The organism is Ferrimonas sediminicola (genome assembly GCF_005116715.1).
Classification (GTDB): domain Bacteria; phylum Pseudomonadota; class Gammaproteobacteria; order Enterobacterales; family Shewanellaceae; genus Ferrimonas; species Ferrimonas sediminicola.
Map to the genome: position 1 here is coordinate 661,823 of NZ_SWCI01000001.1, position 26,999 is coordinate 688,821.

The 26,999-nt window shown below is 62.0% G+C and carries 24 protein-coding genes; 9 read left to right on the plus strand and 15 right to left on the minus strand.

Annotated features, from left to right (window positions below):
- Positions 1-14: 14 nt before the first annotated feature.
- The 7 genes from pilW to der all read left to right on the plus strand — a co-directional run bounded on the left by pilW (position 15) and on the right by der (position 7,607).
- Positions 15-788 carry a type IV pilus biogenesis/stability protein PilW gene (gene pilW / locus FCL40_RS03090; RefSeq protein ID WP_136851229.1) on the plus strand — a complete coding sequence of 258 codons (774 nt, stop codon included), beginning with the start codon at positions 15-17 and terminating at the stop codon, positions 786-788.
- Positions 785-1,738 carry a RodZ domain-containing protein gene (locus FCL40_RS03095; protein ID WP_136851231.1) on the plus strand — a complete coding sequence of 318 codons (954 nt, stop codon included), beginning with the start codon at positions 785-787 and terminating at the stop codon, positions 1,736-1,738. Before pilW ends, FCL40_RS03095 begins: the two co-directional genes overlap by 4 nt.
- Positions 1,739-1,746: 8 nt before the next feature.
- A complete protein-coding gene (ispG, locus tag FCL40_RS03100; RefSeq protein WP_136851233.1) occupies positions 1,747-2,862 on the plus strand; it encodes a flavodoxin-dependent (E)-4-hydroxy-3-methylbut-2-enyl-diphosphate synthase in 1,116 nt (371 codons plus the stop codon).
- Between the two features lie 86 nt (positions 2,863-2,948).
- Entirely contained in the window at positions 2,949-4,226 is a 1,278-nt protein-coding gene (gene hisS / locus FCL40_RS03105) for a histidine--tRNA ligase (protein WP_136851235.1), read from the plus strand.
- A gap of 13 nt (positions 4,227-4,239) precedes the next feature.
- Complete coding sequence (locus tag FCL40_RS03110) at positions 4,240-4,848, plus strand: YfgM family protein (protein WP_136851237.1); 609 nt, start codon at positions 4,240-4,242, stop codon at positions 4,846-4,848.
- Positions 4,849-4,859: 11 nt separating this feature from the next.
- Positions 4,860-6,047 (plus strand): outer membrane protein assembly factor BamB, encoded by a 1,188-nt coding sequence (bamB, locus tag FCL40_RS03115; protein WP_136851239.1) that lies wholly within the window; start codon positions 4,860-4,862, stop codon positions 6,045-6,047.
- Positions 6,048-6,110: 63 nt separating this feature from the next.
- Positions 6,111-7,607: a ribosome biogenesis GTPase Der gene (gene der, locus FCL40_RS03120; RefSeq protein WP_136851241.1), complete on the plus strand. Its 1,497-nt coding sequence runs from the start codon at positions 6,111-6,113 to the stop codon at positions 7,605-7,607.
- A 70-nt stretch (positions 7,608-7,677) separates the two neighbouring features.
- On the opposite strand, the gene xseA is transcribed toward der, so the two are convergent.
- The gene (xseA, locus tag FCL40_RS03125; RefSeq protein ID WP_136851243.1) at positions 7,678-9,018 is read right to left on the minus strand and encodes an exodeoxyribonuclease VII large subunit; all 1,341 of its coding nucleotides are present in this window, start codon (positions 9,016-9,018) and stop codon (positions 7,678-7,680) included.
- A gap of 130 nt (positions 9,019-9,148) precedes the next feature.
- Here xseA and guaB point away from each other — a divergent pair, with 130 nt between their 5' ends.
- Positions 9,149-10,612, plus strand: a complete 1,464-nt coding sequence (gene guaB, locus FCL40_RS03130) for an IMP dehydrogenase (RefSeq protein WP_136851245.1) — start codon at positions 9,149-9,151, stop codon at positions 10,610-10,612.
- Positions 10,613-10,689: 77 nt separating this feature from the next.
- Positions 10,690-12,264, plus strand: coding sequence for a glutamine-hydrolyzing GMP synthase (gene guaA / locus FCL40_RS03135; protein ID WP_136851246.1), 1,575 nt, complete (start codon positions 10,690-10,692; stop codon positions 12,262-12,264).
- Positions 12,265-12,417: 153 nt separating this feature from the next.
- Here guaA and FCL40_RS03140 read toward each other — a convergent pair whose 3' ends face one another.
- The 14 genes from FCL40_RS03140 to FCL40_RS03205 all read right to left on the minus strand — a co-directional run bounded on the left by FCL40_RS03140 (position 12,418) and on the right by FCL40_RS03205 (position 26,600).
- Positions 12,418-13,095, minus strand: a complete 678-nt coding sequence (locus FCL40_RS03140) for a hypothetical protein (protein WP_136851248.1) — start codon at positions 13,093-13,095, stop codon at positions 12,418-12,420.
- 48 nt (positions 13,096-13,143) lie between these two features.
- Entirely contained in the window at positions 13,144-13,602 is a 459-nt protein-coding gene (locus FCL40_RS03145; protein ID WP_136851250.1) for a hypothetical protein, read from the minus strand.
- 180 nt (positions 13,603-13,782) lie between these two features.
- Positions 13,783-14,469, minus strand: coding sequence for a hypothetical protein (locus FCL40_RS03150; protein ID WP_136851252.1), 687 nt, complete (start codon positions 14,467-14,469; stop codon positions 13,783-13,785).
- A gap of 133 nt (positions 14,470-14,602) precedes the next feature.
- Positions 14,603-15,055, minus strand: coding sequence for a hypothetical protein (locus FCL40_RS03155; protein WP_136851254.1), 453 nt, complete (start codon positions 15,053-15,055; stop codon positions 14,603-14,605).
- A gap of 295 nt (positions 15,056-15,350) precedes the next feature.
- A complete protein-coding gene (locus FCL40_RS03160) occupies positions 15,351-15,944 on the minus strand; it encodes a PhnA domain-containing protein (RefSeq protein WP_136851255.1) in 594 nt (197 codons plus the stop codon).
- Between the two features lie 114 nt (positions 15,945-16,058).
- Positions 16,059-17,066: a hydrogenase expression/formation protein HypE gene (hypE, locus tag FCL40_RS03165; protein ID WP_136851257.1), complete on the minus strand. Its 1,008-nt coding sequence runs from the start codon at positions 17,064-17,066 to the stop codon at positions 16,059-16,061.
- Positions 17,063-18,190 (minus strand): hydrogenase formation protein HypD, encoded by a 1,128-nt coding sequence (gene hypD, locus FCL40_RS03170; protein ID WP_136851259.1) that lies wholly within the window; start codon positions 18,188-18,190, stop codon positions 17,063-17,065. Before hypD ends, hypE begins: the two co-directional genes overlap by 4 nt.
- Entirely contained in the window at positions 18,183-18,425 is a 243-nt protein-coding gene (locus FCL40_RS03175) for a HypC/HybG/HupF family hydrogenase formation chaperone (protein WP_136851261.1), read from the minus strand. Before FCL40_RS03175 ends, hypD begins: the two co-directional genes overlap by 8 nt.
- Positions 18,426-18,574: 149 nt before the next feature.
- Positions 18,575-20,851 (minus strand): carbamoyltransferase HypF, encoded by a 2,277-nt coding sequence (gene hypF, locus FCL40_RS03180; protein ID WP_136851263.1) that lies wholly within the window; start codon positions 20,849-20,851, stop codon positions 18,575-18,577.
- The gene (locus FCL40_RS03185) at positions 20,848-22,524 is read right to left on the minus strand and encodes an LSm family protein (protein WP_136851265.1); all 1,677 of its coding nucleotides are present in this window, start codon (positions 22,522-22,524) and stop codon (positions 20,848-20,850) included. The genes hypF and FCL40_RS03185 overlap by 4 nt, the downstream gene beginning before the upstream one ends.
- A 10-nt stretch (positions 22,525-22,534) precedes the next feature.
- Positions 22,535-23,071: a HyaD/HybD family hydrogenase maturation endopeptidase gene (locus FCL40_RS03190; RefSeq protein ID WP_136851267.1), complete on the minus strand. Its 537-nt coding sequence runs from the start codon at positions 23,069-23,071 to the stop codon at positions 22,535-22,537.
- Between the two features lie 5 nt (positions 23,072-23,076).
- Positions 23,077-23,748: a Ni/Fe-hydrogenase, b-type cytochrome subunit gene (gene cybH, locus FCL40_RS03195; RefSeq protein WP_136851269.1), complete on the minus strand. Its 672-nt coding sequence runs from the start codon at positions 23,746-23,748 to the stop codon at positions 23,077-23,079.
- A gap of 9 nt (positions 23,749-23,757) precedes the next feature.
- Complete coding sequence (locus FCL40_RS03200; protein ID WP_136851271.1) at positions 23,758-25,461, minus strand: nickel-dependent hydrogenase large subunit; 1,704 nt, start codon at positions 25,459-25,461, stop codon at positions 23,758-23,760.
- Positions 25,461-26,600, minus strand: a complete 1,140-nt coding sequence (locus FCL40_RS03205) for a hydrogenase small subunit (protein ID WP_136851272.1) — start codon at positions 26,598-26,600, stop codon at positions 25,461-25,463. Before FCL40_RS03205 ends, FCL40_RS03200 begins: the two co-directional genes overlap by 1 nt.
- Positions 26,601-26,999: the final 399 nt, after the last annotated feature.

Genomic DNA, 26,999 nt, shown 5'->3' on the forward strand with positions numbered 1-26,999 from the left:
GACAAGGTGTTGGCATGAAGGCATGGATCGCCCTGGGGTGTGTTGCCCTGTTAGTCGCCTGCGTCACCCAGACCACCCTGGACGGCCGCGAGGTCGCCACCGGTGATCCTATCCTGGATGCGCAGGAGGCAGCCCGTGAACGGGTCGCCCTGGCGGTGGGCTATCTGAAGCGAGGCGACATGGAAGCGGCCAGGCGCAACCTGGAGCGGGCCCTGGAACACGATGGGGACTCGGAGCAGGGGCACCTGACCCTGGCGTACTACTATGAGCAGGTCGGGGATCTCTCCGCGGCTCGGCAGATCTATGAAGGTCTGCTCAAGTTGTATCCCGGCAGTGCCGATGTGCACAATAACTACGGGGTATTTCTCTGCCGACGGTCTGAGTTTGATCGCTCGCAGGAGCAGCTGCTGGCGGCCATTGCGACGCCTGGGTACGCCCAACAGGGAAGCAGCTATGAAAACCTGGCACGGTGTGCCCTGAAAGTGGGCCGTCAAACCCTTGCGGTTCAATACTTTCATTCGGCATTAAAGTATGATCCTGGTCGTATCGACTTATGGCTGGAACTGGCAGAATTGTCGTTTCGCCTGCAGGATTATCCCCAAGCCAGGAGTGCCCTGTCCCACTATCACGGGGCGGCGGCCGCCACGGCACCCTCCCTGTGGCTGGGAGTGGAGATTGAGAGCCGGGCGCAGCAGTGGCAGGCGGCCAGGCAATTTGGCGCCCAGCTGCTGGTGAAATACCCAGATTCGGAACAAGCTAAGGCATACCGGGCAAAGAATTATCAATGAGTGACAATCAACAGCACCAAGAACAACAACAAGAAACCAAGGTGATCACCCCAGGCCCCCTGTTGCGGGCCGCCAGGGAGGCCAGCGGTCTGACCACCCAACAGGTGGCGCAGCGTCTCAGCCTGCGCCGCTCTGTGGTGGAGGGGCTCGAACAGGACGACTACGAGTCCGGTACCACCACCACCTATCTTCGCGGTTATGTCCGCAACTACGCCCGCCTGGTGGGCGTCAGCGAAAAGCAGATCGCCCTGGCGCTGGCGGCGTTGCCCCATACCCAGGCCGAAACCAACATGCAGAGTTTCTCTCGCCGCACCACCAAGCAGCAGCGTGACAGCCGCTGGATGCTGATCACCTGGGTCATCGTGTTGGCCCTGGTGGGATTGTTGGTGTGGTGGTGGGTGTCCAAGCCCCAGTCGCCGCTGGAAACCAGTCGCGAGCTCACGGTGCCCGCCGTCGTCAGTGATGAGCCCCAGCGCCGCAGTGCCGCCGAGCTGGTGTCGGCGCCGCAAGACCTGGCGGACAACGGCACCCTGGTTGAGACCCTGGAGGCCGCCCCTCAGCGGCCCGATGAGCCCACTGAAACCGGGGGGCGAGTCGTCGCCGAGGCGGACGCCGAATCCCAGCAGAGGGTGACCAAGCCTGAACTGGCGGCACAGGAGCCCACCTTGACCGCCGAGTCGTCGGCCGCTCCCGCCGAGCCCCAGGTGGTACTCGACAAGGTCTCCCTGACCCTCGAAGGGGACTGTTGGATGCTGCTGAAGGACGCCGACGACAATACCCTGCTGGAGGGGCTGAAGCGCGCCGGTTACCGGGTTGAGATGGAGGGTAAGGCCCCCATGAAGCTGCGCGTCGGCGCCCCCGAGGTGGTCTCTCTCAGCTTTAACGGCAACCCTGTCGACATGTCTGCCTACCGTCCAGGACGGGTGGCAGTCATCACCCTGGCCAACTAAGGTGTCCCATGCAACACGAATCTCCCATTAAACGTCGTCCCACCCGCCAGGTCATGGTGGGGAGTGTGCCCGTGGGGGGCGGCGCGCCCATCTCGGTGCAGTCGATGACCAACACCCGCACCACGGACGTGGACGCCACAGTGGCCCAGATTCAGGCCATCGAGCGCGCCGGCGCTGACATCGTTCGGGTCTCGGTTCCCACCATGGAGGCGGCGGAGGCGTTTAAGCTGATCAAGCAGCAGACCCGAATCCCCCTGGTGGCGGACATCCACTTCGACTACCGCATCGCCCTGAAGGTGGCGGAGTACGGTGCCGACTGTCTGCGCATCAATCCGGGTAACATCGGCAATGAGGAGCGGATCCGGGCGGTGGTGGACGCCGCCCGTGAGCGCAACATCCCCATCCGCATCGGCGTCAATGCCGGCTCCCTGGAGCGGGACATTCAGGAGAAGTATGGCGAGCCCACCCCGGCGGCCCTGGTGGAGTCGGCCATGCGCCATGTGAAGATCCTGCAGGATCTGGATTTCCATAACTTTAAGGTCAGCGTCAAGGCGTCCGACGTCTTCCTGGCGGTGGACGCCTACCGTCTGCTGTCCGACGCCATCGACCAGCCGATCCACCTGGGGATCACCGAGGCGGGTGGGCAGCGCGCCGGCGCGGTCAAGTCCGCCATCGGTCTGGGCCTGCTGCTCAGCGAAGGGATTGGCGATACCCTGAGGGTCTCCCTGGCCGCGGACCCGGTCGAGGAGGTGAAGGTGGGGTTCGACATCCTCAAGAGCCTGCGCATCCGCTCCCGGGGGATCAACTTCATCGCCTGTCCCTCCTGCTCCCGCCAGGAGTTCGACGTGATCGGCACGGTCAACGCCCTGGAGCAGCGACTGGAGGATGTGACCACCGCCATGGACGTCTCCATCATCGGTTGTGTGGTCAACGGCCCGGGTGAAGCCCTGGTATCGGACCTGGGCCTGGCGGGCAGCAACCGCAAGAGCGGCTTCTATCTCGGCGGCGAACGCCAGAAAGAGCGCCTGGACAACGATCGGCTGGTGGAGCTGCTGGAGGAGCGGATCCGCAAGCAGGCTGCCATCAAGGAGCAGCAGATCGCGGTCAAGGAAGTGAAAGAGTAATCACCCCTGTGTGACCCGCAGGGCACCCCGGGAACGGGGGCGCCCAAGGGGACGCGGGGTCTTTTTATATCCAGAAAGAGAGCAACGTGAGTAAACAGATTCAAGCCATTCGCGGTATGAACGACTGCCTTCCTGGCGAAACCGCCAAGTGGCAATGGCTGGAGCAGGCCCTGCGCGATACCGTCGCCAGCTATGGCTACCAGGAGATCCGCACGCCCATCGTCGAGATGACCGGGCTGTTCAAGCGCGCCATCGGTGAAGTGACCGACATCGTCGAGAAGGAGATGTACACCTTCGAGGACCGCAACGGCGACTCCCTGACCCTGCGCCCTGAGGGGACCGCCTCTACCGTGCGCGCCGGCAACCAGCATGGGCTGCTCTACAACCAGGAGCAGCGCCTGTGGTACATGGGGCCCATGTTCCGTCACGAGCGCCCCCAGAAGGGACGCTACCGCCAGTTCCACCAGTTTGGTGTCGAGGTGTATGGCATCGGCAGCGCCGACGCCGACGCCGAGGTGCTGATGATGTCTGCCCGTCTGTGGCAGCGCCTGGGGATCGCCGACACCGTCCGCCTGGAGATCAACACCCTGGGCACCAGTGAGGAGCGGGCCGCCTACCGGGAGGCCCTGGTCGCCTTCCTCGAGCAGCACAAGGCGCGCCTGGACGAGGACAGCCAGCGGCGGATGTACACCAACCCGCTGCGGGTGCTGGACAGCAAGAATGCCGATGTTCAGGCGTTGCTGGCCGACGCCCCGGCACTGATGGACTATCTGGGCGAGGAGTCCAAGGCACATTTTTCACTTTTGCGTGAACTGCTGGACGGCGCCGGCATCCAATACAGGGTGAACCCGCGCCTGGTGCGCGGACTGGACTACTACAACCACACGGTGTTCGAGTGGATCACCGACAGTCTCGGCGCCCAGGGCACGGTACTGGCCGGTGGCCGCTACGACGGCTTGGTGGATCAGCTGGGCGGCAAGGACACCCCTGCCGTCGGCTTTGCCTCCGGCATCGAGCGCCTGGTGCTGTTGCTGGAAACCCTGGGCAAGTTCGACACCCTGCCGGCTCCGGTCGAGGTGTATGTCTGCGCCATGGGCGCCGGCACCCTGGGCAGTGCCATGACCCTGGCCGATGAGCTGCGTCGGGAGACCGAGCTGGCGGTGATGATGCACTGCGGTGGTGGCAACTTTAAGAAACAGATGAAACGCGCCGACAAGAGTGGTGCCGCAGTGGCACTGATCATCGGTGAAGATGAATTGCAACAGGGCGTGGTGACGGTGAAACCGCTTCGCGCCGGGGGCGAACAGCGTCAGGTCAGCCGGGAAGAGCTGGCCGGTCTGTTGCCCTCTTTGGTGAACGCTTAAGGGGACTGACCAAGTGGAAATCTACAGCACCGAAGAACAACAGGTAGAGGCGATCAAGTCGTTTTGGAAGGAGTACGGTAACTCCATTATCGGAGGTGCCGCCATCGGCCTGGCCGCTCTGTTCGGTTGGAACACCTTCCAGGAGTACCGCATCGGTCAGCAGGAGGCGGCATCCGAAGCCTTCGATGCCACCGTGCAGAAGGCGGGCGAGCGTGATGCCCTGGCGGCGGCGGTGGACGAGCTGAGGCTGAGCCACGGCGACAGCGCCTACGCAGACCTGGCCACCCTGATGCTGGCCAAGGCCGCCGCCGATGCCGGCGACCTGACTCAGGCGGAGCAGCGCCTGAGCGACGTGGCCGCCAGCATCGATGCGGATCTCAAGCCCCTGGTCGATCTGCGCCTGGCCCGCATTCAGCTGGCCCTGGGCAAGAGTGACCAAGCCCTGGCGACCCTGAACCTGATTACGCCCGACTCTTTCGCCGCCCAGCGCGACGAACTCAAGGGCGACCTGCTGAAACAGAAGGGTGACCTCCAGGGGGCTCGCGAGGCCTACCAGGCGGCACTGAATGCAGGCAGCCGCAGCCCGGCGCTGCAGATGAAGCTCGACGACCTGGCAAACTGAGGATGGCGCGGATGGTGAAGGCAGGAAAAGGATGGCTGGCCGGATTGATGGTGCTGGCCCTGATGGGCTGCGCGTCCAGCGATGACGAGGCTAAGTTGGAGATCTCGCCGCTGCCGGAGCTGGACTCCAGCGTGGCCACCACCCTGGTGTGGGACACCGACGTCGGCGACGGCATCGGTGAGTACTGGTCCAGCCTCTCCCCGGAAGTGGCCTACGGCAAGGTGTTCGTCGCCGAGCGTTTCGGCCTGGTCAGCGCGTTCGATCAGGAGAGTGGGAAGGAGCTGTGGCAGCAGAACCTGCGCCGGGTCTTCGCCACCGGGGTCCTTAAGAAGAACAACGGCGCCCGCCTCTCCGCAGGACTGAGCTCAGGCTTCGATAAGGTGTTCGTTGGCAGCGAGAACGGCGTCCTGTTTGCCCTGGACCAGAACAGCGGTGAGGTGCTGTGGCAGGCCCAGACCCGCGGCGAACTGCTGTCCGATCCGTCGGTGATCGACGCCAAGGTGGTGGTCAACACCGGTGCCGGCAAGGTACAGGCCTTCGATGTGGAGAGCGGTGAAGAGCTGTGGACCTACGAACTGACCCTGCCCTCACTGGTGCTGCGTGGCACCAGCGCCGCCTCCACCACCCAGGGCGCGGCCTTCGTCGGCACTGCCGATGGCAAGCTGGCGGCGATCTTCGCTCAGCAGGGGGCCCCCATCTGGGAGGCCAAGCTGGCGGAGGCGTCAGGCACCAACGAGCTGGAGCGGATGGTGGATTCCGACGCCAAGCCCCTGGTGCTGGGTACCACCCTGTACGCCAGTGCCTTCAACGGCAACCTGGCGGCGGTTGAGGTACGCAGCGGTCAGGTGAAGTGGAAGCGTCAGTACTCCAGCTACACCCCCATGGATCTCGAGGGCAATGATCTCTACCTGACCGATAGCGATGGCACCGTCTACTCGGTGAACCGCCTCAACGGCCTGGAGACCTGGGCCAACTCGGAGTTGACCGGCCGCCTGGTGACCGGCCCGGCGGTGCTGGGCGAGTACCTGCTGGTGGGGGACTTCGAGGGTTACCTGCACATCTTCGACCGCGCCAGTGGCAAGTTGGTGGGCCGGCGCCAGATCGATGGCTCCGGGCTCTACAGCCAGCCCAAGGTCGTGGGTGACCAGGTGTTCCTGCAGACCCGCAGCGGCCGCATCGCTGTGGTGACAATAGGCTAAGGCACTGCTAGAATATTGCGCCCCCGATCCTGGGGGCGTTTTTTGTTTGAGAGGTTGTTCACCATGATGCCAGTGGTCGCCCTGGTCGGCCGTCCCAATGTGGGCAAATCGACCCTGTTTAACCGCCTGACCCGTACCCGGGATGCCCTGGTGGCGGACTTCCCCGGTCTCACCCGGGACCGCAAGTATGGCCGCTCCAAGGTGGGTGAGCACGAGTTCATCGTCGTGGACACCGGCGGTATCGATGGTACCGAAGAGGGGATAGAAACCAAGATGGCGGAGCAGTCCCTGGCCGCCATCGACGAAGCGGACGTGGTGCTGTTCCTGGTGGACGCCCGCGCCGGACTGACCGTCGCCGACGAGGCCATTGCCCAGCACCTGCGCAGCAACGAGAAACCGGTGTTCCTGGTGGCCAACAAGACCGACGGCATCGATGCCGATTCCGCCTGTGGAGAGTTCTACGCATTGGGGCTGGGGGAGATCCACCAGATCGCCGCCGCCCAGAACCGCGGCATCAGCGCCCTGATCTATCGGGCCCTGGAACCCTTCGTCGAGCAGTTCGCCGATCAGCACGCCGGCAGCGATGAGGCGGAGGAGGATGAGGCGTTGTTCGAGGCCGTCGACGCCCAGGAGGAGCAGACCTTCACCGAGGAGGATGCCGAGGCTCAGGCCAAGCGCCTGCAGGATCAGCCGATCAAGCTGGCCATCGTCGGCCGCCCCAATGTGGGCAAGTCCACCCTGACTAACCGTATCCTGGGTGAAGAGCGGGTGGTGGTGTACGACATGCCCGGCACCACCCGGGACTCGGTGTTTATCCCGATGGAGCGTGACGGCCGAGACTATGTGCTGATCGACACCGCCGGGGTGCGCCGTCGCGGCAAGGTGCACGAGACGGTGGAGAAGTTCTCCGTCATCAAGACCCTAAAAGCCATCGAAGAGGCCAACGTGGTGCTGCTGACCATTGACGCCCGCGAGGGGATCTCCGATCAGGATCTCTCCCTGCTTGGCTTCGTGCTCAACGCCGGCCGGGCGCTGGTGCTGGCGGTCAACAAGTGGGACGGCCTCTCCAACGATGTCAAGGAGGAGATCAAGCGCGAGCTGGATCGTCGCCTGGGCTTCATCGACTTTGCCCGGGTACACTTCATCTCCGCCCTGCACGGCACCGGTGTCGGCCACCTGTTCGAGTCGGTACAGGAGGCGTACGCCAGTGCCACCCAGCGTCACAGCACCTCGCTGCTGACCAAGGTGATGAAGATGGCGGTGGACGACCACCAGCCGCCCATGTCACACGGCCGTCGCATCAAGCTGAAGTACGCCCACCCTGGGGGCTACAACCCGCCGATCGTGGTGGTTCACGGCAACCAGGTGAAGAACCTGCCGGACTCCTACAAGCGTTATCTGATGAACTACTATCGTAAGTCTCTGAAGATCATGGGTAGTCCCATCCGCATCCAGTTCCAGGAGGGGGAGAACCCCTTCGACAACCGGCGTAAGCGCCTGGCTGGCGACGAGTTGAAGCAGCGCCGGCGGGTGCTGGGTCACCTGAAAAACCGCCGCTGAAGGCATACAAAAAAGGCTCCCGCAGGGAGCCTTTTTTGTTGCGGCGACCGTCGCCGGAGTGCCAGGGCGGTCACTCCCGGTCGGGATGGGTGGCGGCGACCGTCAGGGTCAGGCCTCCGTGGTGGAGCCGGGCGCGGAGTCGCTCGCCGACGGCCACCTGGCCGGCATCGGTCAGGGCCCGCCCCGAGTCGTCCTGGAGGATGGCGTAGCCCCGCCCCAGCACCGCCAGCGGACTGATGGCGTTCAGCGCCTGGGCCTGAGCCGCCAGCTGTTGACTCTTGCGCTCAGTCACGGCGTCGATGCTGCGCTGCAGTCGCTGTGACAGGCCGGCCAGCTGCTGCTGGCGCTGGCGCACCTGCCGCCGAGGTTGCCAGGCGGTCAGCCGGGTGGCCAGGTTGTCCAACTGTCGGCTGTCCTGATTCAGTCTCTGGCTCATGGCGCGATGCAGCCTGAGCTGCTGCTCATCCAGTCGCTGGCTGAGGGTCGCCAGCTGGCGGTTGGGGTGGGCGGCCGCCAGCCGGGAATCCAGCAGGGTGAGCCGGTTGCGCTGCTGTTGCAGCGTCCTGTCGATGGCGTGGTGCAGCCGGTGGTTGAGGTTGGCGATCGCCTGGCGCTGATGGCGCTGATCGCCGGAGAGCATCTCTGCCGCCGACGACGGGGTCGGGGCGCGCAGATCCGCCACGAAGTCGGCGATGGTGATATCCACCTCGTGACCCACGGCGGAGACGACGGGCAGCCTGGAGGCGAACACCGCCCGGGCCACCGCCTCCTCGTTGAAGCACCAGAGATCCTCCAGGGAGCCGCCGCCACGGGTCAGCAGCAGGCAGTCCACCTCGTCACGGCCGTTGGCGGTCTCGATCGCCCGGCACAGGCTGGCGATCGCCTCGCGTCCCTGCACCTGGCTGGGGTAGAGAATCACCTTCAGGGCCGGGTTGCGCCGCTTCAGTACCGTCAGCACGTCGTGAATGGCGGCGCCGCTGGCGCTGGTGATGATCCCCAGGGTGGTGATGGGATCCGGCAGAGGTTGCTTGGCGGCGGAGGCGAACAGCCCCTCGGCGGCCAGGCGCAGCTTTAGCTCCTCGAACTGCTGCTGCAGCAGGCCGTCGCCGGCGGGCTGCATGCTATCCACCAGCAGCTGCATGTCGCCCCTGGGCTCATACAGGGTGACCTGGGCCCGCACCAGCACCTGCATGCCGTCCCGGGGGCGGAAGGTGACCCGGCTGTTGCGACCGCGGAACATGGCGCAGCGAAGCTGGCTGCGCTCATCCTTGAGGGTGAAATACCAGTGGCCGGAGGAGGGGGTGGCCAGGTTGGAGATCTCGCCGGTGAGCCAGACGCGTCCCCACTGTTGCTCCAGGACGGCTTTCAGCTGACGGTTGAGGGCGGAGACGGTAAGGACCTGATTTGACAAGGGTAGAACCGGGGTTCATGAATTGATCTGAAATTAGTAACAAGAAATGATTGAAGTGGCAAGCCCGGATCCCTATAATTCCCCGGCAATATTTTACTACACCCATAAACCCTACCGGTGAAATGTTGCCATGCTAAGAATTAAACAAGAAGCGCTTACCTTTGACGACGTTCTGCTCGTCCCTGCCCACTCTACTGTTCTGCCGAACACCGCTGAGCTTGGCACCCAACTGACCAAAACCATCAAGCTGAATATCCCCATGGTGACTGCCGCCATGGACACCGTGACCGAAGGCCGTCTGGCGATCGCCATGGCCCAGGAGGGCGGTATCGGCTTTATCCACAAGAATATGAGCATCGAGCAGCAGGCGGCTCAGGTTCGCATGGTGAAGAAGTACGAGGCCGGCATCGTCGCCGACCCGGTGACCGTCACCCCCGAACTGACCATCGCCCAGCTGAAGCAGATCACCGAAGAGAACGGCTTTGCCGGTTACCCGGTGGTGACCGAGGGCAACGAGCTGGTGGGCATCATCACCGGCCGTGATGTTCGTTTCGTCAAGGACCTGTCCAAGAAGGTCGCCGACGTGATGACCACCAAATCTCGCCTGGTGACCGTGGTTGAGGGCACGCCCCTCGAGCAGGCCCAGCAGGTGATGCAGAAGCACCGCATCGAGAAGGTGCTGGTGGTCACCCCTGAGTTCCGCCTCACCGGCCTGATCACCGTCAAGGATTTCGAGAAGGCGGAGCGCAAGCCCAATGCCTGTAAGGATGACAAGGGCAGTCTGCGCGTTGGCGCCGCCGTCGGTGCCGGAGAAGGCAACGAAGATCGGGTGGCCGCGCTGGTGGAAGCCGGTGTGGACGTGCTGCTGATCGACTCCTCCCACGGTCACTCCGAAGGGGTGCTGCAGCGCATTCGCGCCACCCGCGCCGCCTTCCCCGATGTGCAGATCATCGGCGGCAACGTGGCCACCGCCGAAGGTGCCCGTGCCTTGATCGAAGCCGGTGTCGACGCCGTCAAGGTGGGCATCGGCCCAGGCTCCATCTGTACCACCCGCATCGTCACCGGCGTGGGCGTGCCGCAGATCACCGCCGTGGCGGAGGCCGCCTCCGTGGCCAACGAGTATGGCATCCCGGTGATTGCCGACGGTGGCATCCGCTTCTCCGGTGACATCGCCAAGGCGATCGCCGCCGGCGCCAGCCTGATCATGGCCGGTTCCCTGTTTGCCGGTACCGAAGAGGCCCCCGGCGAGATCGAGCTGTACCAGGGGCGTGCCTTCAAGTCCTACCGTGGCATGGGCTCCCTGGGCGCCATGACCAAGGGCTCCTCCGACCGCTACTTCCAGAGCGACAACGCCGCCGACAAGCTGGTGCCCGAGGGCATCGAAGGGCGCATCCCCTACAAGGGCAAACTCAAGGAGATCATCCACCAGCAGTTGGGCGGCCTGCGCTCCTGCATGGGGCTGACCGGTTGCGCCACCATCGAAGAGCTGCGCACCAAGGCCGAGTTCGTCCGCATCAGCGGCGCCGGCATCAAGGAGAGCCACGTTCACGACGTGACCATCACCAAAGAAGCGCCCAACTACCGCATGGGTTAAAAGGTCAGGGGGCAGTCATCTGCCCCCTTTTATCTACCCCTGGCAGCCGATTATCACAATAACGAGACCCTAATAAGATGAGCAATATCCACGACCATCGTATCCTGATCCTGGATTTTGGTTCCCAGTACACCCAGCTGATCGCCCGCCGCATCCGTGAGATCGGCGTCTACTGCGAGCTGTGGGGCTGGGATGTCCCCGAAGAGAAGATCCGCGAATTCAACCCCACCGGTATCATCCTCTCCGGCGGTCCCGAGTCCGTGGCCGCCGACAACTCTCCCCGTGCCCCGCAGTATGTGTTCAACGCCGGCGTACCTGTGCTGGGTGTCTGCTACGGCATGCAGACCATGGCCGAGCAGCTGGGCGGCAAGGTGTCCTGCTCCGACAAGCGCGAGTTCGGCTACGCCCAGGTGAAGGTGGTGGAAGCCACCGCCCTGTTCGAGAACATCGAAGACGCCATCGACGCCGACGGCAAGGCGCTGCTGGATGTGTGGATGAGCCACGGTGACAAGGTGACCGCCATCCCCGAAGGCTTCACCAAGGTGGCCGAGACCGAGACCTGCCCCTTCGCCGCCATGGCCGACGAGTCTCGCCGCTTCTACGGCGTCCAGTTCCATCCCGAGGTGACCCACTCCAAGCAGGGCAAGCGGATGCTGGAGCACTTCGTGCTGACCATCTGTGGCTGCGAGGCCAAGTGGACCTCCGCCGCCATCATCGATGACGCCATCGAGCGCATCAAGGCCAAGGTGGGCGGCGACAAGGTGATCCTGGGTCTGTCCGGCGGGGTGGACTCCTCGGTGGTGGCCATGCTGTTGCACCGCGCCATCGGCGACCAGCTGACCTGTGTCTTCGTCGACAACGGCCTGCTGCGTCTGGACGAGGGCGACCAGGTGATGGAGATGTTCGGCGACCACTTCGGCCTCAACATCGTCCGCGTCGACGCCGAGCAGCGGTTCCTGGACGCCCTGGAGGGGGAAGCGGATCCTGAGGCCAAGCGTAAGATCATCGGCCACACCTTCGTCGAACTGTTCGACGAGGAAGCGGCCAAGATCCAGGACGTGAAATGGCTGGCCCAGGGCACCATCTACCCCGACGTCATCGAGTCCGCCGGTGCCGCCACCGGCAAGGCCCATGTGATCAAGTCCCATCACAACGTGGGCGGCCTGCCCGAGGATATGGAGCTGGGTCTGGTGGAGCCGCTGACCGAGCTGTTCAAGGATGAGGTGCGCAAAATCGGCCTGGAGCTGGGCCTGCCCTACAACATGCTCTACCGCCACCCCTTCCCCGGCCCTGGCCTGGGCGTGCGGGTGCTGGGTGAGGTGAAGAAGGAGTACTGCGACCTGCTGCGCCGCGCCGACGCCATCTTCATCGAGGAGCTGCACAAGGCGGAGCTGTACGACAAGGTGTCCCAGGCGTTCACCGTGTTCCTGCCGGTGCGCTCCGTGGGGGTGATGGGCGACGGCCGCAAGTACGACTGGGTGGTGTCCCTGCGTGCGGTGGAGACCATCGACTTTATGACCGCCCACTGGGCCCACCTGCCTTACGACTTCTTGGGCAAGGTGTCCAACCGCATCATCAACGAGATCGACGGCATCTCCCGGGTGGTGTACGACATCTCCGGCAAGCCGCCGGCGACCATCGAGTGGGAATAATGTCTCACCGACAGGCGTTTGGCCCTAACCGCCGTTAACTAACATCTAAGTCCGCGTCATAGCGGACTTTTTTTGCGTCGATATTGGCCATGGCCGGCAACGCCAAGCCCGGCTTTCCCTTGCTGTCTGGCTCCTGCCACCAGGCCATTGGGCTTACAGGAAATGCTCTTTGATCAGCAGGCCCGTTACCGCCACCAGGGCGACTAGGGGGAAGGCCACAAACAGGCTGCGGGCGACGATGGAGAGTGGCGGGCGCCGCTTGTGCAGGGTGAGTGGATAATCGAAGTAGACCAGCAAATAGAGCAGTGGTTTGATGGGAAAGTAGATGCCTTTTAACCGGATGGATCGCCCTGATTGCAGGATGATCGACAACTCGCTGACATCATAGCTGGTGCGCAGATCGCGCGTGCTCGGCCAAAAGTACACGTCTATCCGCTTGATGGCGTGTCGCTCAAGGGGGATCGGGCCAGCCTGGGCACCGACAAGGCGACTTCCCGGAATGATGAGGCGCCGATGGCTGATTTGGCAAACATGGCTGTCGGCGTTGCCATAACTGCCGTTGATGGACAGCTTCCTCAGCAACAGGTAGCCCAAGATGGCGCCGAGATTCAGCGCGATCCAAGCCTCGGACCTCATCGGGTTGGCGCTGATGAAGGGCAGGACGGCAAGCGCCAGTGGAACGATGAACAACAACAGCTCTAGCGGCAGGGGCAGGGGGTAGAGCAGCCGCGACGATCTCAGGCTGATATCGCTGGCCGGGGAGAGCTGGTTTCTTCCTTTGAAATCTGTGGTACCAAACCAGGGGCCCTGGTTAACGGTCAGCTTTTCCATGCTTGCAAGACTCCTCTGGATTCTGATGGACAAAGGGGCTCATTTGGGCTACTTGAGCAAATTAATCATGTACCAGGTGTCGTTGAGCAGGGCAAACTGACAGAATCCCCCCTTGGTGGCCGGTGCATTGGTGGTGCGGTTGGTGGAGTGAAAGGAGTAATAGACCCAGACTTCGGTATCATGTCCCCAGCGCTGTGCCGAGCCCCGAATATAATCGTTGTCCGAGGTCTTGGCATGTTCGAAGATTTTCACACCTTTGGTGGTGAACTCATTGATGCCACTGTAGTCTTTGACGAAGGCCCAGTCGTGGATCTCCTGGATAAAGGCCCGGTACTGGGCGTCGCTGGCCTCAATAGGCATATAGATCTGCTTCATGAGCGTGAGATCCTTATTGGCGACAATGTCGACCGCCTTGAGACAATGCTCCTTGGGAATGGTCACGTCAATCTGGGCGAACCCCTGAGGGGAAGCGAGCAGGAAGGTCAGTATGGCGAGTGGTTTCAACATGGATTCTCCTTAATCCAACAGGGGCCCCGGAGGGCGACTCTGTTCCTTGTTGGTTGGCTTTGGGCTACTCAGTCGGCCTTAGTTTTGTATCACCCTGTTATTAAATAAAAATTTATACATATTATCTTAAGGTTACCATTGTGGGCGGCACTCTGTGGCAGTTGTGTTCATACTATTTGGCTATGGACTGATAACCACCATAAACAGATTGAGCAGCAAGACGGTCACCCCCAGCCCAAGGGCAAACACACCGAGTCGCTCCCTGGGGGGCGGATTTTCCTGCATGATGATCGGATAGTCGAAGAAGATGGCGAGATAGAGCAGGCTTCTGAGGGGGTAGGCCATGCCGGATAACCTGTACTGCTGTCCCTGCTTGAGCTTGATGAGGAGCCCATGGGCGCGCTTACGCTCGATCTGATGGCTGTTCTGGTAGCTGTGCCAGTCGAACTGCAGATGCGCTATCTCATCCCGGGCCATGGCCGTTGACCTACCGGTCAGGAATTTGGGCAGGGTGATGCCCGAGTGGCTGACAACGATGTGGCGGTTGGCGTTGTCATCGACCCGAATCCCCAAGTGAGCCTTGACCTGCCGCTTACGGATAAGGGCGTAAACCAGCAGCCCCAGTGCGGTGAGTATCGGCAAGCGCCACAGATCCAGTTTGGGGTCGACAGGGGGGAGGGTCAGGGCGAGTAGGAGGAAGGGCACCAGGGCCAACGCCAATAGCAGCTCCTTTTTGAAAGGCAGGGCGAAGCCGTGAATGGAGATGGGCAGTGTTATCTCGCTGCCCCTATCCAGGCCGTAATACCGGCTCAGGAAGGTGATATCGAACCATTTCAGATTCTCCAGCAGCTGTTTGAGTGATGTCATCGAGATTGAAGGTCCCTTTTCTACGATGGGTTTCTGGGGCCACGGCGTTCCAGCCGTTTAAGATGATAAAAAGGGCAATGACATTGCCCTCGATGGTACGGGAAGACCCCCGGTCACAGCGGTTAATTTAAGGCTATATCCTGAGTGAGCGGAAATACCAGCGGTCGCCGATAAGAAGATATTTACAAGCCGTAAGATGGCCGCCGCCAACATTATTGCTCATATACATTTCAACTTCTTTGGCCTCGGTAGCGCCAAGGCGTTCCTGTTCGAGTTTGGCGACATCGGCCGACTCTACTGATCGTATCTTGATGGTGTCGGGCCTGTCTTGTTGATAGGTTTCCACATAACCCTGATGTCTTTCCGACAGAATTTTTCGCAGGGTTTTTTCGCCGAAGATACCCAGCCAGGGCTCCGGAAACTCTGCAATATAGGCGTCAAAGTCTTCAGCGGCATAGATGTCCAGCATCTTCATGCAGCGCTGAACCAGCGGCTCATTGCTGAAATCCTCATCGGTAGATGCCTGGAGGCGCGGTGACACCAAGCACGCCAATAACACGCCTGCCATCCATGGTTTATTCATCATGCAATATCCTTATTGAAGTTGGCGGGTCCGATCCCAAAATGGGCGATCCGCCGATAACGGTAACACACTACCCATTGGGTTTGTTTTGGGCTGACAAAAATACTTTGTAGGCCGCATTCCCGTTATCGCCACTACGGCGAAGCCATCAAACAGGCCGCGAGCGACGAGGGTGAATGGGGGCGACGCTTTTTCAGGGTGAGCGGATGATCGGAGTAGACCAGCGCAGAGTGGGGTGGCTAACGTGTTCGAACTGAAAAAGGCGCCCCTGGGCGCCTCTTTTGTCCTTGGCAGCGGGTTACTCGCCCTGTTTGGATTTCTTCACATACTGGGTGAGGATCACGATGCGCTGACCGTTGACCCGGCCCTCGATGTGTTCGGGGTTGTTGGTCAGGCCGATGTTGCGCACCGGGGTGCCGCGCTTGGCGGTGAAGTTGCCGCCCTTGACCACCAGATCCTTGATCAGGTGGACGGTGTCGCCCGCCAGCAGCACGTCGCCGTTGCTGTCCTTGTGGACGATGGCGTCGGGATCGGCTTCTTCAGGCAGGCCGGCGTCGGCCCAGGCTTTCACCTCCTCCTCCATGTAGATCATGTCCAGCAGATCCTGAGCCCAGGTCTCGCCCTGCTTGGTCAGGCGGTGCAGCATGCGGTAGGCCACCACCTGGACGGCGGGCACCTGGCTCCACATGGCGTCGTTTAGGCAGCGCCAGTGGTTGGCATCCAGCTGGGCATCGTCGGCCAGCTCGCCCTTACACTTGATGCAGGCCAGCACCGCCTTGTCCTCGGTGCTCTTCTCCACCGGTGGCACGTCATAGACGCTCAGCTGATCGTTACTGCCACACAGCTCACACTTGGAGTCGCCACGCTGCATCAGGGTGTTTTCAATGCTCATTGAGATATGTCCTTCAGGAGAGTTAAGGCGGAATTATATCAGCGCGAAAGCGGGTCTGTCAGGGGGGCGGGCAGCAAAAAGGGGCGCCGTGGCGCCCCTTGAGCCTGCATCGCCTCAGCAGATGCGCGGCAGCAGTTCCCCTTTGGGCAGCTCCAGGTAGCGCTGGCTGCCCCAGGGTGAGCTGAGCACCACCTTGCCCAGGTGCTGCTCCACCACGGTGCCGATGATGGCGGCGCTCTGCTGCCCCTGTCGAAGCAGGGCCAGGGCCTGATCCGCCTGGTCGGCGGGGACACCGAGGACGAAGGTGCCCTCGTTGGCCAGCTCCATGGGCTCAAAGCCGAACAGTTCGCACAGGCCCTGCACCTCGTCGGCGATGGGCACCTGATCCTGCTGCACCTGAATCCCCAGTTCGCGGCTGGCGGCCCACTCGTTGAGCACCGCCGCCAGGCCGCCGCGGGTGGCATCACGCATGGCCCGCACCTCGATGCCGGCGTCCAGCAGCCGCTTGACGTCGTCCCACAGGGTGGCACAGTCGGAGGCCAGGTCGCCCTCCAGGACCATCCCTTCGCGGCTGGCCAGGATGCAGGCACCGTGGCGGCCGACGTCGCGGGAAACCAGGATGCGGTCGCCCACCTCCAGTTGCTTCCAGGAGGGGCTGGCGATGCACTGGCCCACGCCCGAGGTGTTGATGAAGATGCCGTCGGCAGCGCCCTTGGGCACCACCTTGGTGTCGCCGCAGACGATGCGGGCACCGCTCTTCTCCAGCTCCTCAGCCATGGATTTCACCAGGGATTCCAGCTCGGCGAAGGTCAGACCCTCCTCGATGATGAAGCCACAGCTCAGGTACTGGGGAATGGCACCCGCCATCGCCAGGTCGTTGACGGTACCGGCCACGGCGATCTTACCCAGGTCGCCCCCTTTGAACTGGCGGGGGCTGACGGTGAAGCTGTCGGTGGTGAAGGCCAGGGGGCCCTGCAGATCCAGTCGGGCGGCGTCTTCGTCACGAATCAGGATCTCGTTGCTGAAGTACTTGAAGAACAGCTTGCGGATCAGTTCGTTCATCTCGACGCCACCGCCACCATGGCTCAGTTGGATGCGGCGCTTGTTGTCGGTGGCGGTCATAGAATCACTTCTCCGTACTTATAGTGGGCGTGGCAGGCGCCCTCTGAGCTGACCATGCAGCTGCCCATGGGGGTCTGTGGGGTGCAGCCTCGGCCGAACACCTTGCAGTCGGTGGGCTTGGCCAGACCCTTGAGGATGTTGCCGCACAGGCAGGCCTTGTGGTCATCCAGCTCCTCGGTGGGCAGCAGATCCTTGAATTTGATCTCGGCGTTGAGATGGGGATAGTCGGGAGACATCCCCAGGGAGGAGTCCGGGATGTAACCCAGACCGCGCCAGCGGAACTGGGATCGCACCGCCAGGTACTTGTCCACCAGGGCCTGGGCGCCGGTGTTGCCCTCCAGGGTGACGGCGCGGCTGTACTGGATCTCCAGTTCGGCCCTGCCCGCCAGCTTCTGCTCAACCAGCATTAGTACGCTTTCCAGCACATCCACAGGTTCGAAGCCGGAGACCACAACCGGGGTCTGGTAGGCGTCGACGATGGGCTGGTAGATCTTGGCCCCGGTGATCACGCTGACGTGGGAGGGACCGATGAAGGCGTTGACCCTGGCCTGGCCGTCGGCCATCACCGCGTGCACCGCCGGTGGCACCAGGACGTGGTTGACATGCAGCAGCAGGTTGGTCAGCCCCAGTTGCTCCGCCATCTGCACCAGCACCGCGGTCATCGGGCTGGTGGTTTCGAAGCCGATGGCGAAGTAGATTACCGTCTTGTCCGGGTGTTCCTGGGCCAGCTTTACCGCATCCATGGGGTCATACAGCGGGCGCACATCGGCGCCCTGGGCACGGGCCTGGGCCAGGCTGGACTTGGATCCGGGTACCCGGATCATGTCGCCCAGGGTGGCCAGGATGACGTCAGGCATCTGTGCCAGGGCGATCGCCTGGTCGATGCGCTCCTTGGGCATCACGCACACAGGGCAGCCCGGGCCATGGATGAATTCGATGTTGTCCGGCAGCGCCTGGTGGATGCCGTATTTCATGATGCTGTGGGTGTGACCGCCGCACACCTCCATGATTCTCAGGGGTTCTGTCAGCCCCGGGGCCCGGTCGGCGATCTGCTTCAGCAGTGCCTTGATGGTCTCCGGGTCCCGGAATCCCTGGTAGAGATCCTTCAGGGCCAGATCAGACATCTTCAGCCTCCATCTTTTCGACAATCTCCTTGTAGAGTTCGAGGCTCTCCTTGGCCGCCTCCTCGTCGATCTTGTTCATGGCGAAGCCAACGTGGATCAGCACGTAGTCGCCCACGTTCAGTGGTTCGCTGATCAGGTGAGTGCTCACCCGGCGGGTGACGCCCATGGTGTCGACGGTAGCGGTGGTGTCTTCAGGGTGCAGTTCTACCACCTGAGAGGGAATGGATAAACACATGGTCTGAATGGTCCCTTGTTTACATTTCGAACATTATTCGACAACACCCCCATGACTTTCGTGACCTGGGTCATGTAAGTGGTATTTATTCTGTGGTGGGTGTCGTAGTTTTGGATACTGGTGGCGCCGAGCCAGGCGCCACGGGGGAGTTACTCCTGGTTGAGGGCATACCAAAGCTGTCCCTGGGCGATGCTGCCGTCGTTGACGGCGGTGCGCTCGGGCCACAGCCAGCGGGCCTGGTGCTCGCCCATGGTGGCCTGCAGCCGCTCCAGCAGGCAGCGGTTCATCATCACCCCGCCGCTGAGCACCACAGGGTAGTCCGGGTAGCGGGCCATCAGGCTCACCATCATCTGCGCCACGGCGTTGACGAAGGCTCGGGCCCAGGTGGCGGTGTCCAGCTTACTGTGCCCCAGGGTCATCATCTGATGCACCAGCGGCGCGGTGTCGATGATGGGACCGATGCTGGCGGGCAGGCTCAGCAGGTTGACCTCGCGGTCCGGGCACTGCTCGGCGGCGGCTTCCAGCAGCATCCCCGCCTGGCCGTCGAAGTCGGTCTCTCGGCACAGCTGCAGGAAACAGGCCATGGCATCGAACAGCCGGCCCATGGAGCTGGAGTAGGGGGCATTGATCCCCCGCTGCCACATCAGGTGCATGTTCTTCAGGGCCATATCCTTGATGCCGAACTTCTGTGGCCAGCCGCTGGCCTGTACCTCCTCCAGAGAGTAGTGCTGGAACATCAGCGACAGGGCCACCCGCACCGGGTGCTTGATCGCCTGTTCGCCGCCGATGAGGCGGAAGGGCTTGAGGTAGTGCAGTCGGGTGTAGCCCCGGGTGTCTGCCAGCATCACTTCGCCGCCCCACATCTGACCGTCGTCTCCGAGGCCGGTGCCGTCGAAGGCGAAGCCCAGCACCTTGTTGGTGTACTGGTGCTCCGCCATCACCGCCAGGATATGGGCGTGGTGGTGCTGCACCTGCAACAGGGGCAGCTCCCGGCGCCGAGCCAGGTTCTGGGCCCACTGGCTGGAGCCGTAGCCCGGATGAAGGTCGGTGACCAGGCGCTCCACCTTGAGGTCATAGATCCGTTGCAGCTGCGACAGGGTGTGTTCGAAATAGCCCTCAGTGGCCAGGTTGTCCAGGTCGCCGATGTGGGGGCTGGTGATCGCCCTCTGACCGAAGGCCAGGGCCAGCCGGTTCTTCTGCTGGGCCCCCACCGCCAGGGTGGTGCACCCGGCTTGGGTGGCCAGGCGCTCGGTCTGGGGGGCGACCCCCCGGGCCAGTCGCCACCACTGGGGACGGCCGCCCACCACCTGCACCACCGAATCGTCACAGGCGTTGAGTATGGGTCTGTCGTGATCCAGGATGCCGTCCACCACGTGACCCAGCTTGTCCACCAGCTGGCTCAGTTCGGTGATCACCGGCTCACCGGAGAGGTTGGCACTGGTGGCCACCAGTGGCCGTTCCAGCCGCTCCAGCAGCAGCTGGTGGATGGGGGTGTAGGGCAGAAACAGTCCCAGGCGATCGATACCCGGTGCCACCGATGGAGCCAGCGCGCCGCTGTCCAGGGTACGCATCAGGGTGATGGGGCGCTCCTGGGAGCAGAGCATGGCCCACTCCTCAGGGGTTCCCTTGACCAGTCCCTCTGCGCTGGCCCGGTCCTTGACCATCACCGCCAGTGGCTTGGAGGGACGGCGTTTGCGCCGCCGCAAGGTGTCGACCGCCAGGTCGCTGGTGGCATCGCACATCAGGTGGTAGCCCCCCAGTCCCTTGATGGCGATGATCTTGCCCTTGGCCAACTGGGTACAGCAGTGCAGAAGGGGATCGGTGACCGCTATCGGCTGGCCATTGGACTTGCGCCAGCTCAGTTGGGGGCCGCAGTGGGGACAGCTCACCGGTTGGGCGTGGTAGCGCCGGTTCAGCGGATCCTTGTACTCCCGGGCACACTCCGGGCACATCCGGAATCCCGCCATGGCGGTGTTGGGCCGGTCGTAGGGCAGGTCACGGATGATGGTGTAGCGAGGGCCGCAGTTGGTGCAGTTGGTAAAGGGGTAGTTGAAGTAGCGGCTGTCGGGGTTGCGGATGTCGTTCAGGCAGTCGTCGCAACTGGCCTTGTCGGTGGCCAGGGCCACCTGGGCATCCTGCTTGCCGCTGCTCTCCAGAATAGTGAACTGCGCCTCATCCCGGTTGACAGGGTGTTCCTCGATGGAGAGGTGGTCCACCTTGGCCAGGGGCGGCAGTTGGTTGCGCATGGCGTCCTCGAAGGCGGCCAACTGCCCAGGGGTACCCTGAACCTCGATGGCCACACCGTTGGCGTCGTTGAGGACGTTGCCGGTCAGGGCATTCTCCGTGGCATGGCGGTAGACAAAGGGTCGGAAACCGACCCCCTGTACCGTACCGAGGATCCGGTAGTGCTGGCGCCTCAGACTCATGCACGCTTCCTGCGCTTGAGGAACAGGCCGCCGGCGGCCAGGTTGGAGCCGTCGAAGTCCAGGGCCTCGGGCCACATCAGGTGAAAGTTGTTGCCCAGGCGGCGATGGATGCGGTCCATCAGCGCCGGTGAGGCGAACTCATCCCCGGCCAGGGCCAGCTGGTCGATGCCCACATCGGCGTCCAGTTGCTCCACCCAGTTGGCCACGAAGTCGGCGAAGGAGTCCACCAGGCCGTAGCAAGTGGCCTGGATGCTGTTCTCGTCCGCCATGGCGTAGCTCAGGGCCGCCTGCAGCGCCTTGTGGGGTTGCACCGTCAGCACCTCCTCCTCGTCCCGCTTCAGCTTGAAGTCGATGCGGGGGCTGTTCTTGCCGTCGTGGCCCAGGGCCAGGGCGGTAAACTTACGGGCGGCGGTGAGGCGATCGTCGCCGGGCTCGGCCACCTGCAGCAGCCAGGCCACCAGCGCCATCAGGCTGGACAGGTTGCCGCTGATGGGGGTGGTGCTCATGGCGTCCAGCTTGGCGGCGCATTCAGGATGCAGTTCGCGGAAGCGGGCGACCAGGCGTTCGCCGGTGTCGGCACCCTCGGCGATGGTCTGCAGGGTCTGGCTGGGGGCGATCCACTGTTCCGGCAGTTTCACCAGCCACTGATACTCACCCCGATCGTCCTGGTAGATCAGCCCGGAGGGGCGGTGGCCACTCAGATAGAGGGTGGCGGTGGTGCTGCCCTTAGGGGCAAACAGCTCGGCGCCGTGCAGGGCACAGGCAGCGGCCCAGCGGTCGTTGATGTTCTGGCGGCCGTCTTCGCTGAGGCTGAGCCTGCCCTCGTGCACTTCGGCGCGGTAGCCACCGATGACGGCATCGTCCCACAGCGGCTCGGAGGGGCAGGGCAGATCGCCGGGCTGGCGGCGGTGGCTCAGGGCCAGGGGCTTCTCCTCCAGGAAGGTGAGTACCAGCTTGGGTGCCGGTTCCACCTCCTCGATGGCCACCAGCTCGACGCCGGCATCCGCCAGGGCCTGGGCCAGTCGCAGGGTGATGCGATCGTCGGCCAGATGGCACAGGTAGGTGACGTGATCCAGGCCATGGGCCTTGGCAAACTCCGCCTTGGGCAGCAGCTGCAGCATCGGTTTTTCCAGGCTGCTCAGCAGGCGTACCCCCTGGTTGGAAAGGTGCAGGGCGCCGTTGAGGGCCTCGGTGCGGCAGAACAGCAACTGACTGGGTTGGAAGCCACCCAGGCGGCGGAAGCGGCGCAGGCCGCTGCCGGTGGCCAGGGTGCACTGTCCCTTCTCCAGGAAGGTGCTGACCGCCTGCTGCAACTGCCCGTTGTTGAGGCCGGGCTGGGCCTCGCTACCGCAGTTGTGGCAGGCCTCCAGGTGATCCCGACACTGGCCGCAATAGGGGTTGTGAACCGGGCCATGGGCCAGGGCGTGGTCGTTGCCCTCGAGCTCCTCCACCGGCAGCAGTTCACTGCGCTCCAGCCAGCAGGAGAGAGACCACTCCTGTCCCACCTGCTCGGCCAGTTCCGACAGCTGCTCCTGATCGCCCTCGGCAATGAAGAAGTAGCTGTTGTCGTTGTTGCCTGTGGTGAGTACCTGGGGGTGGGTCAGTAGCTGGTTGCAGCGATGAGCGTAATAGGGGACCGGACGGTCGCAGTGGAAGTTAAACTTCAGCTTCATGGCTGGGTCCTTAGGTGTCGCAGGAATGGTAGGCCAGGGCCTGGATGTCGAGATCCTTTACCTTGGTGGCGCGGATTCCCAGGGTCTCCAGGTGACCAACCAGGGCTTTCTCCATGGTGGGCACGGCGCCTTTGACCTGGTCGGTCAGCTCGAAGCTCATCGATTCCAGGACGGTGGGGACCACACCCAGGACATGGGTCTTGGGCCGGTCGCCCACCATGTCCATCATGTTCAGGGTTTGCAGCATCTCCACTTCGTGGGCACTGCCTTGCCAGTCCACCTCGGCGGGGGCCTGGTCAAAATCGAAGAAGAAGACGTCGCCGTAGTTGGCATTGGCGGCGTTGATGGTGTCGACCACCACCAGGTGGTCATAAGGGGCAATCAGAGGAATCAGTGCGTTGGCCAGGGTGCCGCCGTCCATGAACTCCAGCTGAGGTTGCCCCTCGAACTCGTACGCTTTCTGGAAGTAGTTGGCAAAATGTACGCCGATGCCTTCATCGGCGTACAGAACATTGCCAATCCCCAGAATGAGGATTTTTTCTGGCATATCGATTACTTGTGCTTCATTGGGTGGTAGTCATAACCGGACACAATGGAATCCACAGAGTTGTGCTTGAAGCGGATGCCACTGAATACAGCCATATATACATGGATAACCATGAAGATGACAAATACCCAGGTCAGGAAGTGGTGCAGCTCACGCACGAAGGCCAGGGTTCCGAACATCGGAATCAGGGCTTCGGCGATGGGCATAAAGGCACCACCCAATCCTTCGTGATACACATGGGCGTGCAGGATCAGGCCGGTTACACACATCACCACAATAACCAGGGTCAGTGCGAAGTAGGTCATGTACTGCAGCGGTCCGTAGACACCGGACTTGTGCATGTTGCCCATGTAACCGTATGCCAACAGGTTCTCAATCCATTTCTTGGGACTGATCACATCACGGAATGAACGCCGCTCGATATCACTCTTACTGAAGAAGTAAAGATAGGCGCGGATGATGGTGATCGCCACAAGCAGGAAACCTGCTACCAGGTGGCCGAAGCGCACCCAGCCTTGCATCAGGTTGTCGGGTCCACCGTACTGGACCAAAAAGGGCCAGGAGATGTAGAACCCGGAGATTACCAGCAACACGATGGAGAGTGCACGCAGCCAATGGCAGATGCGGATCACCGGCGTGAAGATGTAATCCCTTGAATGTGGAACCTTGTTAGACATAGCTCCTCCTTAGCAGGCGTTGGGTGCTACTTGGAACTGCCCCAGATCCTGGCCCTTGTAATCCATCACGTGTACGGCACAGGCCATACATGGGTCGAAAGAGTGGATGACGCGGATGATCTCCAGAGGCTTGGTGGGATCTTCCAGCTTCATGCCAACCAGGGACTGCTCGAAGGGGCCGACTTTGCCGTTGGCGTCCACAGGACCGGAGTTCCAGGTGGTGGGTACCACGGCCTGGTAGTTCTCGATCTTGCCACCCTTGATGCGGATCCAGTGGCTGAGCAGGCCGCGAGGCGCTTCAATCACACCCACACCCTTGTACTCTTTGTCGGGATCGATTACCGGTTCGATGTAGGTGGCTTCATCGACAACGATGTTGTTCACCAGGGCATCGAAGGTCTTCAGGCTGTTCTCGGCAACCAGCATGGTCTGTACCAGACGGGACGCGGTACGGCCCAGGGTGGTGAACAGAGCTTCAACCGGCAGGCCGGTGGCTTTCAGCAGGCCGTTAACGGCGTTGACCACCTGCTCATTGCCGCGGGCGTAGGCCACCAGCAGGCTGGACAGCGGACCCACTTCCACAGGCTCACCGGCATAGCGGGGAGACTTAACCCAGGAGTACTTGCCTTCGTTGTCGAAGGTGGGAAGCTTGCCGTAGACGGTGTCGCGCTCGATCAGGCCGGTGTAGTTGGGCTCGGTCACGCCATCATAGGGGTGACGGGCCGCGCCGTCCTGATACCAGGAGTGGGTCACGTCCTCTTCGATCAGGGTCAGGTCGACGTCCTGAACCGCGGACAGGTCGCCATTCATGATGACACCCTGCTGGAACAGGAACTCGCCGTTGCCCAGGTAGAAGTCTTCGGCGGCCATGAAGTTCTTCACGCCAACGCCACCCAGTACGGAGGGCTCGCCCTTATAGGCTTCGGCGGCCATCAGCACGTCAGGCAGGTAGGCGCGGTTGATGAAGTCGTTCACCTCGGCGTGCTTCTGCTTCCACTCCTGCAGACGGGCGGGAGACAGCATGTCGCGTACACAGCTTACGCCACCAACCACCAGGGATTGTGGGTGAGGCTGCTTACCGCCGAAGATGGCCAGCATCTCAGCCGCCTTGCGCTGTACTTCCAGGGCCTTCAGGTAGTGGGATACGGCGATCAGGTTCTGCTCGGGAGTGAACTTGTAGGTGCCGTTGCCCCAGTAGGCGTTGGCGAAGGGACCCAGCTTGCCGGTGTTCACCAGACCCTGTACCCGCTCCTGTACGGCGCGCAGTTCACCTTCGCCGGCGGCGATGGGGGTGGCGCTGTACTGCATGGCAACCTTGGCGGCCTTGGCGGGATCGGCGCTCAGGGCGGAGACGATATCAACCCAGTCCAGGGCATGCAGGTGGTAGAAGTGCACCACGTGGTCATGCATGTACAGGGAGGACTGCATCAGGCTGCGCAGCAGCTTGGCGTTCTCGGGAATCTTCAGATCCAGGGCGTCCTCTACCGCTTCGATACTGGCGCGGTAGTGGGAGTAGGTGCACACACCACAGATACGCTGAACCAGCAGGCCGGCATCCATGGGGCTACGGCCCTTGAGGATGGTTTCGATGCCGCGCCACAGGGTGGAGCCGGACCAGGCCTTGGTGATGACATTATTTTCATCGACCTCAACCTCGACACGAAGATGACCTTCAATCCGGGTGATTGGATCGACTACAACACGTTTGCTCATCACTTATCCTCCACATCTTTGGCAAACACACCGGCTACGGCGTGGGCACCGAGACCGACTACCGACAGGCCGAGGATGGCGGTGCCGATAAAGTCAGCGGTTTTATCCAGGCTGTGGATATCGCGGCGACCCAGGGGTTTCTCGAAATCGGCCATGGCGTCCCAGAAGTTGGGCTCGGAACAACCGATGCAGCCGTGACCGGCCAGCACGGGCCAGCTGGTGTGGTGGTTGAAGCGCTCGGTGGGGCAGTTGTTGTAGGTGTAAGGACCCTTACAGCCTACCTTGTACAGACAGTAACCCTGTTTGGCACCTTCGTCACCGAACTGCTCGACGAACTCACCGGCGTCGAAGCGACCGCGACGCTCACAGTTGTCGTGAACACGTGCGCCGTAGGCCCACTTGGGACGACCGTACATGTCCATTGGCGGCAGTTTGCCGAACATGACGAAGTACATCAGGGTCCCGACGATGTTCTTCTCGCTGGGGGGACAGCCACCCAGGTTCACAACGGGCTTGTGAACAACCTGGTCAACGCCCTTGGCTTCGGTTGGGTTCGGCGCAGCGGCCTGAACACCACCGAAGGCGGCACAGGTACCCACAGAAACGATGGCGGCAGCGCCCTCGGCAGCGTGGTGGATGATCTCGGTACCGGTGTGGCCTTTACAGCCCACGGTCAGGTAGTGACCGTTGTCTGCGGTGGGGATGGCACCCTCGACAGCCAGCACATAGCCGCCTTTGTAGGCTTCCAGCGCGTGCTCCAGGTTCTCTTCCGCCTGCCAGCCGGCAGCGGCCATCAGGGTCTCATGGTACTCCACAGAGATGTGGTCGAAGAGGACACTGTCGATGGAGGGGGTGTCACAACGAATCAGGGATTCGGAGCAACCGGTACATTCGGCCATGTGCAGCCAGATAAGCGGCACACGATCGGCGACCTCTGCCGCTTCGGCCACCAGGGGGCTGAAGGAGAGTGGCAGAGAAAGCATTGCGGTGACCTGTGCGGACCAGGTCATGAACTCCCGACGGGAGATGCCCTGGCTCTCGAGGCGTTGCATCAGCGGAGTGGACTTAACCGCGTTGAGTTTCTTCAACTCGGAAAGTCGCTTTTTTCCCCGCGAAAATAGAGCGTCGTACTGTCCCATATTTTTTAATCCTTGCATTGGGTACACGGGATTGCCATGCAAAGTGTATGGGATCCGATGTTGGACATAATGACCGAGATCAATATTGGGGAGATATCTTCACAGGCCCTGCTGTTAACAGGCTGTTGTCGTGACCCGGATCATGGTTTTTTAGATATTTAGCCATGAATCCTATTTTTTGTCGTGTTTTTGGGGTTGAAAGTGAAAGAAGTTTGTTAGAGGCCCATGGTCAAAATGTGTCTTGCCACATCTGAAATTGGCTGTTTCGTGGATCAATATATGGGACATTTTGTCTGTGATCCTTGTCACCATGGGTCACTTTTGGAGACTTTTATCCTTTTTTGATTTTTCTCAATCTTTTTGAGACTCACGTTTTTTATTTCTTTGAAATCTGGAAAA

What these genes read in the sequence shown, in the direction of transcription:
- FCL40_RS03095 (WP_136851231.1), top strand. Translation starts at nt 785, where the DNA reads ATGAGTGACAATCAACAGCACCAAGAACAACAACAAGAAACCAAGGTG.
- FCL40_RS03145 (WP_136851250.1), bottom strand. Translation starts at nt 13,602, where the DNA reads ATGTTGAAACCACTCGCCATACTGACCTTCCTGCTCGCTTCCCCTCAG.
- FCL40_RS03175 (WP_136851261.1), bottom strand. Translation starts at nt 18,425, where the DNA reads ATGTGTTTATCCATTCCCTCTCAGGTGGTAGAACTGCACCCTGAAGAC.
- bamB (WP_136851239.1), top strand. Translation starts at nt 4,860, where the DNA reads ATGGTGAAGGCAGGAAAAGGATGGCTGGCCGGATTGATGGTGCTGGCC.
- ispG (WP_136851233.1), top strand. Translation starts at nt 1,747, where the DNA reads ATGCAACACGAATCTCCCATTAAACGTCGTCCCACCCGCCAGGTCATG.
- FCL40_RS03205 (WP_136851272.1), bottom strand. Translation starts at nt 26,600, where the DNA reads ATGGGACAGTACGACGCTCTATTTTCGCGGGGAAAAAAGCGACTTTCC.
- guaB (WP_136851245.1), top strand. Translation starts at nt 9,149, where the DNA reads ATGCTAAGAATTAAACAAGAAGCGCTTACCTTTGACGACGTTCTGCTC.
- FCL40_RS03140 (WP_136851248.1), bottom strand. Translation starts at nt 13,095, where the DNA reads ATGGAAAAGCTGACCGTTAACCAGGGCCCCTGGTTTGGTACCACAGAT.
- guaA (WP_136851246.1), top strand. Translation starts at nt 10,690, where the DNA reads ATGAGCAATATCCACGACCATCGTATCCTGATCCTGGATTTTGGTTCC.
- FCL40_RS03185 (WP_136851265.1), bottom strand. Translation starts at nt 22,524, where the DNA reads ATGAAGCTGAAGTTTAACTTCCACTGCGACCGTCCGGTCCCCTATTAC.
- FCL40_RS03155 (WP_136851254.1), bottom strand. Translation starts at nt 15,055, where the DNA reads ATGATGAATAAACCATGGATGGCAGGCGTGTTATTGGCGTGCTTGGTG.
- cybH (WP_136851269.1), bottom strand. Translation starts at nt 23,748, where the DNA reads ATGTCTAACAAGGTTCCACATTCAAGGGATTACATCTTCACGCCGGTG.
- FCL40_RS03150 (WP_136851252.1), bottom strand. Translation starts at nt 14,469, where the DNA reads ATGACATCACTCAAACAGCTGCTGGAGAATCTGAAATGGTTCGATATC.
- FCL40_RS03200 (WP_136851271.1), bottom strand. Translation starts at nt 25,461, where the DNA reads ATGAGCAAACGTGTTGTAGTCGATCCAATCACCCGGATTGAAGGTCAT.
- hypD (WP_136851259.1), bottom strand. Translation starts at nt 18,190, where the DNA reads ATGTCTGATCTGGCCCTGAAGGATCTCTACCAGGGATTCCGGGACCCG.
- hypF (WP_136851263.1), bottom strand. Translation starts at nt 20,851, where the DNA reads ATGAGTCTGAGGCGCCAGCACTACCGGATCCTCGGTACGGTACAGGGG.
- pilW (WP_136851229.1), top strand. Translation starts at nt 15, where the DNA reads ATGAAGGCATGGATCGCCCTGGGGTGTGTTGCCCTGTTAGTCGCCTGC.
- hypE (WP_136851257.1), bottom strand. Translation starts at nt 17,066, where the DNA reads ATGACCGCCACCGACAACAAGCGCCGCATCCAACTGAGCCATGGTGGC.
- der (WP_136851241.1), top strand. Translation starts at nt 6,111, where the DNA reads ATGATGCCAGTGGTCGCCCTGGTCGGCCGTCCCAATGTGGGCAAATCG.
- FCL40_RS03190 (WP_136851267.1), bottom strand. Translation starts at nt 23,071, where the DNA reads ATGCCAGAAAAAATCCTCATTCTGGGGATTGGCAATGTTCTGTACGCC.
- FCL40_RS03160 (WP_136851255.1), bottom strand. Translation starts at nt 15,944, where the DNA reads ATGAGCATTGAAAACACCCTGATGCAGCGTGGCGACTCCAAGTGTGAG.